Source organism: Burkholderia sp. SR8 (assembly GCF_052851275.1).
Map to the genome: position 1 here is coordinate 98,343 of NZ_JAULUC010000014.1, position 11,781 is coordinate 110,123.

Below are 11,781 nucleotides of genomic sequence, written 5' to 3' on the forward strand. Positions count from 1 at the left end.
GCGCGGAATTTATAATCGCTAACCGGGGTCATAAGCGCATCGCAGCAGTGTGCCGCGGCTTTACATGTACAGAGGAGGTGCGCGTGTCCTTCACGCTGCATGGCATTCCCGTCTCACGTGGTATCGCGATCGGGCGAGCGTATCTGATCGCGCCGGCGGCGCTCGACGTCGCCCATTATCTCGTCGACGGCAACCAGATCGATGCCGAGGTCGAGCGTTTCCGCACGGCGCGCGAGGTCGTGCATCGCGAGCTGGAGGCGCTGCGCGCCGATCTGACCGAGGACACCCCGAGCGAAGTGGCCGCGTTCATCGACGTCCATGCGATGATCCTCGGCGACGAAATGCTCGTCCAGGAAACCATCGACCTGATCCGCACGCGCCGCTACAACGTCGAATGGGCGCTGACCGAGCAGCTCGAGCTGCTCACGCGCCACTTCGACGACATCGAGGACGAATACCTGCGCGAGCGCAAGGCCGACATCGAGCAGGTGGTCGAGCGCGTGCTGAAGGCGCTCGCCGGTGCGCCGTCCGCGTCGCAGGCGCTCGATCGTGCGGCCGCGCGCGGGCAGAACGAGATGATCGTCGTCGCGCACGACATCGCGCCGGCCGACATGATGCAGTTCAAGTCGCAGTCGTTCCAGGCGTTCGTCACCGATCTCGGCGGCCGCACGTCGCACACGGCGATCGTCGCGCGCAGCCTCGGCATTCCGGCCGCGGTCGGGGTCCAGCACGCGAGTTCGCTGATCCGCCAGGACGACCTGATCATCGTCGACGGCGACCAGGGGATCGTGATCGTCGACCCGGCGCCGATCGTCCTCGAGGAATATTCGTATCGCCAGTCCGAGAAGCTGCTCGAGCAACGCAAGCTGCAGCGCCTGAAATTCTCGCCGACGCAAACGTTGTGCGGCACCAAGATCGAGCTGTACGCGAACATCGAGCTGCCCGACGACGCGAAGGCGGCCGTCGAGGCCGGCGCGGTCGGCGTCGGGCTGTTCCGCTCCGAGTTCCTGTTCATGCATCAGAAGGAGATGCCGGAAGAGGAAGAGCAGTTCGCCGCATACAAGCGTGCGGTCGAGTGGATGAAGGGCATGCCGGTGACGATCCGCACGATCGACGTCGGCGCGGACAAGCCGCTCGAGGCGCTCGACGAAGGCTACGAGACAGCGCCGAACCCGGCGCTCGGACTGCGCGCGATCCGCTGGAGCCTGTCCGAGCCGCAGATGTTCCTCACGCAGCTGCGTGCGATCCTGCGCGCGTCCGCGTTCGGGCAGGTGAAGATCCTGATCCCGATGCTCGCGCACGCGCAGGAGATCGATCAGACGCTCGACCTGATCCGCGAGGCGAAGCGCCAGCTCGACGACGCGGGGCTCGCGTACGATCCGAACGTGCGCGTCGGCGCGATGATCGAGATCCCGGCCGCGGCGATCGCGCTGCCGCTGTTCCTGAAGCGCTTCGATTTCCTGTCGATCGGCACGAACGACCTGATCCAGTACACGCTCGCGATCGACCGCGCGGACAACGCGGTCGCGCATCTGTACGACCCGCTGCATCCGGCGGTGCTGCACCTGATCGCCTATACGCTGCGCGAAGCGAAGCGCGCGGGCGTGTCGGTGTCGGTGTGCGGGGAGATGGCCGGCGACCCGGCGCTCACGCGGCTGCTGCTCGGGATGGGGCTCACCGAATTCTCGATGCATCCGAGCCAGCTGCTGGTCGTGAAGCAGGAGATCCTGCGTGCGCACCTGAAGTCGCTCGAGAAGCCGACGGCCGACGTGCTGGCCGCGTTCGAGCCGGAGGAAGTACAGGCGGCGCTCAAGCGCCTGTCGGTCGCGGAGCCGCGCGCGGACGCCGCGGCCTAGACGGCGGCGCGCGGTAAAGCGCGCGCGAACGTCGCGAAACGTCACGCATGCGCCGCTCGGCGCATGCTTTCCACGCACGTCAGTGCCGGCCCTGGCACACGGGGCAGTCGGCCTGGCGCGCGATCTTCATCGTCGTCCATTCCATCCGCAGCGAATCGAGCATCATCAGCCGGCCGTTGAGCGTCGTGCCGATCGCGCCGATCACGCGCAGCGCTTCGGCGGCCTGCATCGCGCCGATGATCCCGACCGTCGGAGCGAACACGCCCATCGTCGCGCACGCGACTTCCTCGAATGGCTGGTCTTCCGGGAACACGCACGCGTAGCAGGGCGAGGCCGGATCGCGGAAGTCGAACGTGCTGATCTGGCCGTCGAAGCGCAGCGCGGCGCCCGACACGAGCGGCACGCCGTGCGCGACGCACGCGCGGTTGATCGCATGACGCGTCGCGAAGTTGTCGGTGCAGTCGAGCACGACGGTCGCGCGCGGCACGTGTTCGTCGAGCCATGCGTCGTCGACGCGCGCGGCGATCGCGTTAACCGTCACTTCCGGGTTCAGCTGCGCGAGCGTGTCGCGGCCCGATTCGACCTTGCTGCGGCCGACCGATGCCGTCACGTGCAGGATCTGCCGCTGCAGGTTCGTGAGGTCGACCGTGTCGGCGTCGACCAGCGTGATCGTGCCGACGCCGGACGCCGCGAGATACATCGCGGCCGGCGAGCCGAGGCCGCCGGCGCCGACGACGATCGCATGCGCGTCGAGAAAGCGCTGCTGCGCTTCGATGCCGATTTCGTCGACGAGGATGTGGCGGGAATAGCGGAGGAGTTGGTCGTCGTTCATGGGGAAGTCGGGCGGCGCATACCGCCGGCGGCGGCGCGCACGCGTGGGCGTCTGTCTGCGTATTCTAGGCGCACATGAAAAACGGGCCATCGCGGTCTTCCCGCGATGGCCCGTCGGATGCCGGCCGGCGCTTACTGCGGCGCCGACGCGGCCTTCGGTGCGGCGGCCTTCGTGCCCGACGCCTTCGCGGCGGTCGCGGCCTTGGCTGCAGGGCTCTTCGTCGTGCTCTCGGCGAGCAGCGACTTCGATTCCTGGACCGGCTTGCCTTCGAGCTTGTTGAGCGCCTGCTGCATCATGAAGTCGTCGGCGCTGCCGAACTCGATCGGCTTGCGGTCGCGGTCCTTCTGGCGTTGCTCCGGCGTCTTCTTGTCGTTCTGCTCTTCGAGGACGCGCAACTGATCCATCCGGCGCTGCTCGCGCTCTTCCTGTTCCTTCTTCTCGTTCGGATCCTGCGTGTTCGCGAGGTGGTTCGTGTAGTCGACCTCGCGCGTCACGAGCACGTCGTCCGGATCGCCGTCCGCGTACTGATCGACCGGCACGTCGGGCGTGATGCCCTTGTTCTGGATCGAGCGGCCGCTCGGCGTGTAGTAGTAGGCGGTCGTCAGGCGCAGCGCGGTGTCGGCCGTCATCGGGCGGACCGTCTGCACCGAGCCCTTGCCGAACGTCGTCTTGCCCATGATCTGCGCACGCTTCGAATCCTGCAGCGCGCCGGCGACGATTTCCGATGCGGACGCCGAATACGCGTTCGTCAACACGACCATCGGCACGGTCTTGAAGACCGGCGGCAGGTTCTTCAGCGGATCGCCGTCGAAGGACGGCAGGCGGTAGTTGTCGTAGGTGTCGCGATAGACCTGCTTCGAATCCGGGATCTGGCCGTTGGTCGACACGACGACGGAGTCGGGCGGCAGGAACGCGCCGGCGACGCCGACCGCGCTCTGCAGCAGGCCGCCGCCGTTGTTGCGCAGATCGAGGATCAGGCCCTTCAGGTTCGGTTGCTGGCGCGCGATGTCCTGCAGCTTCGCGGCGAGATCGGGCGTCGTGCGCTCCTGGAAGCTCGTGATCCGGATGTATGCGTAACCCGGGTCGAGGATCTTCATCTTCACGCTCTGGACCCGGATGACCGCGCGCGTGACCGTGACCGGGAACGTGCGGTCGTCGCTCTTGCGGAAGATCGTCAGCGTGACCTTGGTGCCCGGCTCGCCGCGCATCTGCTTGACGGCCTTGTCGAGCGTCATGCCGCGCACCGGCTTGTCGTTGATGCGCGTGATCAGGTCGCCCGGACGGATGCCGGCGCGGAACGCGGGCGTATCTTCGATCGGCGAGATCACCTTGACGAGACCGTCTTCCTGCGAGATCTCGATGCCGAGACCCGCGAAGCGGCCCTTGGTCTGCTCCTGCAGCTCGTCATAGTCGGTCTTGTCGAGGAACGACGAGTGCGGGTCGAGGCTCGACACCATGCCCTTGATCGCCGCCGTCAGCAGCTTCTTGTCGTCGACCGGCTCGACGTACTCGCGCTTGATCTGGCCGAACACTTCAGCGAACAGGCGGAGCTGGTCGAGGGGAAGCGGCGCCGTGGCGGTCTGCTCGGCCGACGCCGAAATCTGCAGCGTCGCGAATACGCCCGTGGCGAGGCCCGCGGCAATCAGGCCGATGTTCTTCAATTTCATTCGCATAGAGAGTCTGGTGCGGTCGGGAAGCGCGTGGCGGTAGCGGGGATGTAGCGGACAAGTATAACTGTTCGTCCGAATACTCAGTGGAACGGTGCGAAAAGGTCCGGAGATCCGGAGGCCCGGCGGTCCCGGGGCCCGGCGGGTGCGCCGGACGCGCGGCGCAGTCGAAAGCGGGTTCGACAACGCCGGGCCCGCGAAGGTTCGCGCCGCGCGCCGGGCCGGCCGGGCACGCCGCGCGGAAGGCGGCCGGCCCGGCGCGACGGGTATCAGCCCGCCTTGCCCTGCTTCGCGACGGCGGCCTGCGCCTTCGCGATCGCGTCCTGGTCGCCCAGGTAGTAGTGGGTGATCGGCTTCAGGTTCTCGTCGAGCTCGTACACGAGCGGCACGCCGTTCGGGATGTTCAGGCCGACGATGTCGCTGTCCGAGATGCCGTCCAGGTATTTGATCAGCGCGCGCAGCGAGTTGCCGTGCGCGGCGATCAGCACCTGCTTGCCCGCGCGGACGGCCGGCGCGATCGACTCGTTCCACAGCGGCAGCACGCGCGCGACCGTATCCTTCAGGCACTCGGTGAGCGGCAGCTGCTCGCGCGGCACCTTCGCGTAGCGCGGGTCGTTGAACGGCGCGCGTTCGTCGGTCGGCTCGAGCGCCGGCGGCGGCGTGTCGTAGCTGCGGCGCCACACGAGCACCTGCTCGTCGCCGAACTTCGCGGCCGTTTCCGCCTTGTTCAGGCCCGACAGCGCGCCGTAGTGGCGCTCGTTCAGACGCCACGAGTGGACGACAGGCAGGTACATCAGGTCCATCTTGTCCTGCACGTGCCACAGCGTGCGGATCGCGCGCTTGAGCACCGACGTGTACGCGATGTCGAACGTGTAGCCGGCCTCCTTGAGCAATTCGCCGGCCTGGTAGGCCTCGTTGCGACCCTGTTCGGTCAGGTCGACGTCGACCCAGCCGGTGAAGCGGTTTTCCTTGTTCCACGTCGATTCGCCGTGGCGGATGAGAACGAGTTTGTACATGGATCTTGCGGTCGGTAGTGATAGGGAAGCGGGGCGCGTCGCGCGGCACCCGGTCCGGGCCCGCCATCGCGCAAGACGGTTATTTTATAATGGCGGGATTGTCCTTTTCCGATTTCTCTTTTTCCGGCGGCTTTCCGTGACGTTCTTTACCAATTACACGAACCTGGCCCTTATCGCGATCCTGCTGGTTTCCGGCGGCCTGCTGGCGTGGCCGGCCTTGCGCCGCGGCCGCGGCGGCCTGTCGGCTGCGGAGGCGACGCAGCTCATCAATCGCCGCAACGCGGTCGTGATCGACCTGCGCGCGCCGTCCGACTTCGCCGCCGGCCACCTGCCGTCGGCTCGCCAGGTCGCGGCCGGCGAGATCGGCGCGAAAATTGCGCAGGTCGCGAAGAACAAGAGCACCCCGGTGCTGCTCGTCTGCCAGAACGGCCAGCAGTCGCAGAAGGCGGCGCGCGAGGTCGAGGCGGCGGGCTATGCCGAGGTACACGTGCTGGAGGGCGGCGTCGCCGCCTGGCAGCAGGCCGGAATGCCGGTCGTCAAACAAGGAGTGGCGAAGTGAACAAGGTTTTGATGTACAGCACGCAGGTGTGTCCGTATTGCATGCAGGCCGAGCGCCTGCTGAAGCTGCGCGGCGTCGAGCAGATCGAAAAGGTGCTGATCGACCGCGATCCGGCCCGCCGCGAGGAAATGATGGCGCGCACGGGCCGGCGCACGGTGCCGCAGATCTATATCGGCGACACGCACGTCGGCGGTTACGACGATCTGTCGAAGCTCGATCGCGAAGGCGGCCTCGTGCCGCTTCTGCAAGCGGCCTGATTAGGGCAGAATGGCCGCCGGCCGCGCCGCGGCTCTGGGCGCACAGGATCCACCGGGGTGGCCGGCGCGAAGCCGCGCCGCCTCGTCACCACTTTTAGGGAAACACCATGTCCGACGTCGAAAACCAACCGTTCTTCAACATCCAGCGCGTCTACCTGAAGGATATGTCGCTCGAGCAGCCGAATTCGCCGGCGATCTTCCTCGAGCAGGACATGCCGTCGGTTGAAGTCGAAGTCGACGTCAAGGCCGAGCGCCTTGCGGAAAGCGTGTTCGAGGTCGTCGTGTCGGGCACCGTCACCGCGAAGGTCAAGGACAAGGTCGCGTTCCTGATCGAAGCGAAGCAGGCCGGCATCTTCGACATCCGCAACATTCCGGACGAACAGCTCGACCCGCTCGTCGGCATCGCGTGCCCGACGATCCTGTTCCCGTACCTGCGCTCGAACATCGCCGACGCGATCACGCGTGCAGGCTTCCCGCCGATCCACCTGGCCGAAATCAACTTCCAGGCGCTGTACGAGCAGCGTCTCGCGCAGCTTCAGCAGCAGGCCGGTGCGGCAGCCGCACCGAACGGCGCACCGAATGGCGCGCCGAACGGCACGACGCTGAACTGACGTTTCACTCCGGACCGGTGCTGGGTATGAAAGTAGCCGTTCTCGGCGCCGGTGCCTGGGGCACCGCGCTCGCGGGCCATCTGGCCGCGCGGCACGATACGCTTCTGTGGGCGCGCGACGCCGCGCTGATCGCCGGGCTGCAGGCCCGGCACGAAAATTCCCGCTATCTGGACGGCATCGCGCTGCCCGATGCGCTGCGCTACGACGCCGATCTCGGCGCCGCGCTCGCGCACGGCGCCGCGGACGACGCGTTGTGCGTGATCGCCGCGCCGGTGGCCGGGCTGCGCACGCTGTTCGGCGCGATGCGCGATGCGGGCTGCGTGCCCGCGCACGTCGTATGGGTCTGCAAGGGCTTCGAGGCCGACACGCAACTGCTGCCGCACCAGGTGATCGCGGCCGAGCTGCCCGGGCAGCACAGCAACGGCGTGCTGTCGGGGCCGAGCTTCGCCCGCGAGGTCGGGCTCGCGCTGCCCGTCGCGCTGACGGTCGCGAGCACGTCCGCCGAATGCCGCGAGCGCACGCTCGCCGCGTTCCATCACGGCGCGATGCGGATCTATACGGGTGACGACGTGGTCGGCGTCGAGGTCGGCGGCGCGGTGAAGAACGTGCTGGCGATCGCGACCGGCATTGCCGACGGGCTCGGGCTCGGGCTGAACGCGCGCGCCGCGCTGATCACGCGCGGCCTCGCCGAGATGTCGCGCCTCGGCGTCGCGCTCGGGGGCCGCGCGGAAACCTTCACGGGCCTCACGGGCCTCGGCGACCTGATCCTCACCGCGACGGGCGATCTGTCGCGCAATCGCACGGTCGGCCTGCAACTCGCGGCCGGCCGCTCGCTGAACGACATCCTCGGCGCGCTCGGCCATGTGGCCGAAGGCGTGCGCTGCGCGCAGGCCGTGCTCGCGCTCGCGCGCGCGCAGGCGATCGAAATGCCGATCACCGAGGCCGTGTGCGGCGTGCTGTTCGACGGCGTTGCACCGCGCGATGCGGTCAGCGGCCTGCTGCGGCGCGACGCGCGCGCCGAATAGCCGCCGACGGCTTCCGGTCCGCAGCCCGGTGACGCAGCCGTCAGGGCCGGGGCTCCGGATGCGCGCGATGCGAGCGACGGTTGACGCGCATCGCGCCGGTTTTTGCGGCCGCGCGCATTCGCGCAATGCAGGCGGCGCCAAAGCGCACTACGCTTGAACCGTCTCCGGCGTTTCGGGAGGGTGTCATGCTGCAGATCGGATCCACCACGCTGGACGCGCAACTCGTCGACATCACGACGCTCGACGTCGACGCGATCGTCAACGCCGCGAACGGGTCGCTGCTCGGCGGCGGCGGGGTCGACGGCGCGATCCATCGCGCGGCCGGCCCGGGCCTGCTGGCCGAGTGCCGCACGCTCGGCGGCTGCGAGACCGGCGACGCGAAGCTCACGCGCGGCCACGGGCTGCCGGCCCGGTACGTGATTCATGCGGTCGGCCCGGTGTGGCACGGCGGCGCGCGCGGCGAGCCCGAGCTGCTTGCCGCGTGCTACCGGCGCGCGATCGAGCTGGCAGAGGACGTGGCGGCGACATCGATCGCGTTCCCCGCGATCAGTTGCGGCATCTATCGTTATCCGGCCGACGAGGCCGTCGACATCGCGGTCGGCACGGTCATCGAAATGCTTCCGCAGGCGCCGAACCTCGCGCGCGTGATATTCGCGTGCTTTTCATCCGACATTCACGACCTGTACCGCGCGCGGCTTGCGCGCCGGTAGCGCGTTGCGCCGCGCGGCGCGGGCTGCGCGCGCGTCAGGCGCCGCCTTCGAAGCCGGCCTGGCGCCACGCCTCGAACACGACCACGGCCACCGTGTTCGACAGGTTCAGGCTGCGGTTGCCCGGCCGCATCGGCAGGCGCACGCGCTGTTCGTTCGGAAAGCGTTCGAGCAGACCGGCCGGCAGGCCGCGCGTCTCGGAGCCGAACACGAACCAGTCGCCGGGCACGAACGCGCGGTCGTGAAAGCGCCCGGAGCCGCGGGTCGTGAACGCGAACATCCGCGCGGGATCGGGCGTTTCGGCCGCGACGAACGCGTCCCAGTCTCGATGCACGCGCATTTGCGCGTACTCGTGATAGTCGAGGCCCGCACGGCGCATCTTCGCGTCGTCGAGCGGGAAGCCGAGCGGCTCGATCAGGTGCAGGCGCGCGCCGGTATTGGCGCACAGGCGGATCACGTTGCCGGTGTTCGGCGGAATTTCGGGGGCGACGAGGACGACGTTGAACATGGTTGGGTCTGGCTGGGCCGGCCGGGGCGGAACGACGTGCGCTCCTTCCCGGCCGGCCGGTTCGTGACGGCCGCAGCCGCGTGCGTGCGGCCGGCCTCTCTGCTGTCTATCTAATTAATCCCTGGCGGTGCGCAGCGCAACCAGATTCGTCACGCGCGCGGCACCGGCCGCCTTCAATGCGTGCGCGGCCGCTGCGAGCGTCGCGCCGGACGTCATCACGTCGTCGACCAGCGCGACGTGACGGCCGGCGACATCGCCCGCCACCGCGAACGCCGCGAGCACGTTGTCGCGCCGCGCGCGCCGGTCGAGCCGCGACTGCGGCGCGGTGTCGGTCACGCGGGCGAGCAGCGCCGCGTCGGCGCGCACGCCGAGCCGGCGCGCGAGCGGCCGCGCGATCGCCCACGCCTGGTTGTAGCCGCGGGCGACGAGCCGGGCGCGCGACAGCGGCACCGGCGCGATCACGTCGAAGCCGCCGGCGGCGCGTATTGCGTCGGTGTGGTCCACCAGCCGCGCGAGCCGCACCGCAAACTCGGCGCCGAGCGCGAGCCGCCCGTGAAACTTCAGGCCGCGCGCGAGCGCGTCGAGCGGTGCGCGGTAATCGGCGAGCGCGAGCGTCGCATCGAACGGCGGCGGGCTCGCGCGGCACGCGTCGCACCGGTACGCGGACGACTGTCCGGCGCGCGCGTGCCGGCCGCGCGCCGCACGCGGCCGCGGCGTGCCGGCGCCCAGCGGCACCGCGCAGACGTCGCAGCGCAGCCGCGCTTCATTCCAGTACGCGCAGTCGCAGGCGGTGCAGATCACCGCGTGTGACAAATTGCCGCACAGTGCGCATCGATTCGGCAACGCAAATGCGACGACGCGCGCAGCGAGCATCCGAACCTGCGACAAAACGACGCGCATCGGGCGCGGGGCGAAACGGCGATCCATCGCGAACACTCCTGACGGCCCCGCCTCGCTGAACGCTGCGAGGCGAGCGAGTATACTTCGGGCTCTTCGCCAGTGTGCCCGACATGTCCCCAGCTTCGACTTCAACCGGCCGTCCGGCCAATGACGCCCGGCGTTTGCGGCGCATCTTCGATCGCCGTGCCGCCGCATTCGACGCGGTCGCGTTCCTGCCGCGCGAGATCGCGCAGCGGATGAACGAGCGCCTCGAATACATCAAGGTGAGCCCCGCGGCCGTGCTCGACGCGGGCTGCGGCCCGGGCGACGACCTGCCGGCGCTGCGCGCGCGCTTTCCCGAGGCGCCGGTGTTCGGCGTCGACCTGTCCGGCGCGATGCTCGCGCGGGCCGGCGAGCGCGAGATCGAGCAGACGAGCTGGCGCCGCTGGCTGCCCGCGTCGCTCGGCCGCGCGTTGGGGCAGCGCGGCCCGCGCGTCGCGCAGGCCGACTTCTCGGTGCTGCCGTTCGCGGCCGGCGCGTTCGACCTGATCTGGTCGAACCTCGCGCTGCACTGGCATTCGCGTCCCGATACCGTGTTTCCCGAATGGCAGCGCGTGCTGCGCGTCAACGGCCTGCTGATGTTCAGCACGCTCGGCCCCGACACGCTGCGCGAGCTGCGCGCGGCGTGCGCGGACGCCGAAGCGGCGCTCGGCATCGCGCCCGGCGCCGCGCGCGTGATCGACTTCGTCGACATGCACGATCTCGGCGACATGCTGGTCGAGAGCGGCTTCGAGATTCCGGTGATGGACCAGGAAGTGCTGACCGTCACGTACAAGACCCCCGAGTCCCTGCTGGCCGACGTGCGCCGCTGGGGCGCCTACCCGTTCGACCGCACGGTGCCGCAGCACGCGGCGCGGCGCTTTCGCGCAGCGCTCGGCGACGCGCTGGAGGCGCGCCGGCGCGCGGACGGCACCATTCCGCTCACCTTCGAAGTGATCTACGGCCACGCGTGGAAGGCCGTGCCGCGCACGACCGCGGAAGGGCACGGGATCGTGCGCATCGAAGATATCGGAAAGGGGCGTCCGAAGAATCGGTAAAGCGGTAAAGAGGGGTTTTGTTATGTCTGAAATTAGCGGCGCAAAGCGGGGTCGAATTGACGCGAAAAACGGCCGGGAAGCTTGTGGCGCTTGGCTCGCGGGCCGATAGCCGCTTGCTTGTGGATGCCATTGAACCCGCCTATAATGCGTCAGCTTGTCGTCCCGGGGTCCCCGCAATACGGGCCGACGAGTCCGATGCAGGCATGCATCGCATGCCATTCGCGTGAGGCGGCGATGGAAGCAGCGAGGGTGTTGGCGGAGACGACGAACAGCGAACCGGTCCTCGCGGACTGGCTGATGAAGCGCAACTGTTCGGTGTCGCCGCGCCAGTTCATGCTGTTTTACGCGTCGCTCGCGGGCTTCTCGCTGGTGATCGCGGCGTTGCTGATGTGGCGTGGGGCCTGGCTCGTCATGCCCTTCACCGGAATCGAATTGCTGGCGGTGGGAATCGCGTTTGCGATCTATGCCCGCCATGCGGTCGATTACGAACGCATCAGGCTGTTTCCGCACCGGCTCGTGATCGAGCGGATGGATGCGGAGCGGTTCACGCAGATCGAATTCAACCCGCGCTGGGTGCGGGTCGAGCCGGGTGCGACGCCACGCGATCCGATTCGACTGGTATCGCGCGGGCAGACCGTCGTAATCGGGCAGCATCTCGCGCAGTACAAGCGTGCGCAGTTCGCCGACGAACTGCGCGTGTCGCTCAGGCGCTGCGGCTGACGAGGCGCGGGCACCGGCCGGATGGGCCGGGAGCTTGCGACGGGGGA

Annotated in this window: 13 protein-coding genes; 8 read left to right on the forward strand and 5 right to left on the reverse strand. The window is 68.7% G+C overall.

Going from position 1 to position 11,781, the window contains the following annotated elements:
• The first annotated feature begins 83 nt into the window (after window positions 1–83).
• On the forward strand, window positions 84–1,856 hold the full coding sequence (ptsP, locus tag Q3A80_RS19040) for a phosphoenolpyruvate--protein phosphotransferase (protein WP_446330466.1): 1,773 nt from the start codon (window positions 84–86) through the stop codon (window positions 1,854–1,856).
• 79 nt (window positions 1,857–1,935) lie between these two features.
• On the opposite strand, the gene Q3A80_RS19045 is transcribed toward ptsP, so the two are convergent.
• From Q3A80_RS19045 to gpmA, 3 genes are all read right to left on the reverse strand, one after another.
• A complete protein-coding gene (locus Q3A80_RS19045) occupies window positions 1,936–2,688 on the reverse strand; it encodes a HesA/MoeB/ThiF family protein (protein WP_446330467.1) in 753 nt (250 codons plus the stop codon).
• A 131-nt stretch (window positions 2,689–2,819) separates the two neighbouring features.
• The gene (locus Q3A80_RS19050; protein ID WP_446330468.1) at window positions 2,820–4,361 is read right to left on the reverse strand and encodes a S41 family peptidase; all 1,542 of its coding nucleotides are present in this window, start codon (window positions 4,359–4,361) and stop codon (window positions 2,820–2,822) included.
• A gap of 263 nt (window positions 4,362–4,624) precedes the next feature.
• Window positions 4,625–5,371 (reverse strand): 2,3-diphosphoglycerate-dependent phosphoglycerate mutase, encoded by a 747-nt coding sequence (gene gpmA, locus Q3A80_RS19055; RefSeq protein WP_446330469.1) that lies wholly within the window; start codon window positions 5,369–5,371, stop codon window positions 4,625–4,627.
• A 136-nt stretch (window positions 5,372–5,507) separates the two neighbouring features.
• Here gpmA and Q3A80_RS19060 point away from each other — a divergent pair, with 136 nt between their 5' ends.
• The 5 genes from Q3A80_RS19060 to Q3A80_RS19080 all read left to right on the forward strand — a co-directional run bounded on the left by Q3A80_RS19060 (window position 5,508) and on the right by Q3A80_RS19080 (window position 8,533).
• The gene (locus Q3A80_RS19060; RefSeq protein ID WP_040142128.1) at window positions 5,508–5,930 is read left to right on the forward strand and encodes a rhodanese-like domain-containing protein; all 423 of its coding nucleotides are present in this window, start codon (window positions 5,508–5,510) and stop codon (window positions 5,928–5,930) included.
• Window positions 5,927–6,187 (forward strand): glutaredoxin 3, encoded by a 261-nt coding sequence (grxC, locus tag Q3A80_RS19065; RefSeq protein ID WP_040142126.1) that lies wholly within the window; start codon window positions 5,927–5,929, stop codon window positions 6,185–6,187. Before Q3A80_RS19060 ends, grxC begins: the two co-directional genes overlap by 4 nt.
• A 107-nt stretch (window positions 6,188–6,294) precedes the next feature.
• Window positions 6,295–6,798, forward strand: coding sequence for a protein-export chaperone SecB (secB, locus tag Q3A80_RS19070; RefSeq protein ID WP_446330470.1), 504 nt, complete (start codon window positions 6,295–6,297; stop codon window positions 6,796–6,798).
• Between the two features lie 26 nt (window positions 6,799–6,824).
• The gene (locus tag Q3A80_RS19075; protein ID WP_446330471.1) at window positions 6,825–7,823 is read left to right on the forward strand and encodes an NAD(P)H-dependent glycerol-3-phosphate dehydrogenase; all 999 of its coding nucleotides are present in this window, start codon (window positions 6,825–6,827) and stop codon (window positions 7,821–7,823) included.
• Window positions 7,824–8,008: 185 nt separating this feature from the next.
• Window positions 8,009–8,533, forward strand: coding sequence for an O-acetyl-ADP-ribose deacetylase (locus Q3A80_RS19080; protein ID WP_446330472.1), 525 nt, complete (start codon window positions 8,009–8,011; stop codon window positions 8,531–8,533).
• 34 nt (window positions 8,534–8,567) lie between these two features.
• Here Q3A80_RS19080 and trmL read toward each other — a convergent pair whose 3' ends face one another.
• Together trmL and Q3A80_RS19090 are read right to left on the reverse strand one after the other, a co-directional pair.
• Complete coding sequence (gene trmL, locus Q3A80_RS19085) at window positions 8,568–9,038, reverse strand: tRNA (uridine(34)/cytosine(34)/5-carboxymethylaminomethyluridine(34)-2'-O)-methyltransferase TrmL (RefSeq protein ID WP_446330473.1); 471 nt, start codon at window positions 9,036–9,038, stop codon at window positions 8,568–8,570.
• Between the two features lie 114 nt (window positions 9,039–9,152).
• Window positions 9,153–9,965, reverse strand: coding sequence for a ComF family protein (locus tag Q3A80_RS19090; RefSeq protein WP_446330474.1), 813 nt, complete (start codon window positions 9,963–9,965; stop codon window positions 9,153–9,155).
• 83 nt (window positions 9,966–10,048) lie between these two features.
• On the opposite strand from Q3A80_RS19090, the gene Q3A80_RS19095 reads away from it, so the two are divergent.
• Together Q3A80_RS19095 and Q3A80_RS19100 are read left to right on the forward strand one after the other, a co-directional pair.
• Window positions 10,049–11,014, forward strand: coding sequence for a methyltransferase domain-containing protein (locus Q3A80_RS19095; protein WP_446330475.1), 966 nt, complete (start codon window positions 10,049–10,051; stop codon window positions 11,012–11,014).
• Window positions 11,015–11,209: 195 nt separating this feature from the next.
• Complete coding sequence (locus Q3A80_RS19100) at window positions 11,210–11,734, forward strand: DUF2244 domain-containing protein (RefSeq protein ID WP_446330539.1); 525 nt, start codon at window positions 11,210–11,212, stop codon at window positions 11,732–11,734.
• The last annotated feature ends 47 nt before the right edge of the window (window positions 11,735–11,781 follow it).

What these genes read in the sequence shown, in the direction of transcription:
- Q3A80_RS19045 (WP_446330467.1), bottom strand. Translation starts at nt 2,688, where the DNA reads ATGAACGACGACCAACTCCTCCGCTATTCCCGCCACATCCTCGTCGAC.
- Q3A80_RS19050 (WP_446330468.1), bottom strand. Translation starts at nt 4,361, where the DNA reads ATGCGAATGAAATTGAAGAACATCGGCCTGATTGCCGCGGGCCTCGCC.
- gpmA (WP_446330469.1), bottom strand. Translation starts at nt 5,371, where the DNA reads ATGTACAAACTCGTTCTCATCCGCCACGGCGAATCGACGTGGAACAAG.
- secB (WP_446330470.1), top strand. Translation starts at nt 6,295, where the DNA reads ATGTCCGACGTCGAAAACCAACCGTTCTTCAACATCCAGCGCGTCTAC.
- Q3A80_RS19075 (WP_446330471.1), top strand. Translation starts at nt 6,825, where the DNA reads ATGAAAGTAGCCGTTCTCGGCGCCGGTGCCTGGGGCACCGCGCTCGCG.
- Q3A80_RS19080 (WP_446330472.1), top strand. Translation starts at nt 8,009, where the DNA reads ATGCTGCAGATCGGATCCACCACGCTGGACGCGCAACTCGTCGACATC.
- trmL (WP_446330473.1), bottom strand. Translation starts at nt 9,038, where the DNA reads ATGTTCAACGTCGTCCTCGTCGCCCCCGAAATTCCGCCGAACACCGGC.
- Q3A80_RS19090 (WP_446330474.1), bottom strand. Translation starts at nt 9,965, where the DNA reads ATGGATCGCCGTTTCGCCCCGCGCCCGATGCGCGTCGTTTTGTCGCAG.
- Q3A80_RS19095 (WP_446330475.1), top strand. Translation starts at nt 10,049, where the DNA reads ATGTCCCCAGCTTCGACTTCAACCGGCCGTCCGGCCAATGACGCCCGG.
- Q3A80_RS19100 (WP_446330539.1), top strand. Translation starts at nt 11,210, where the DNA reads ATGCAGGCATGCATCGCATGCCATTCGCGTGAGGCGGCGATGGAAGCA.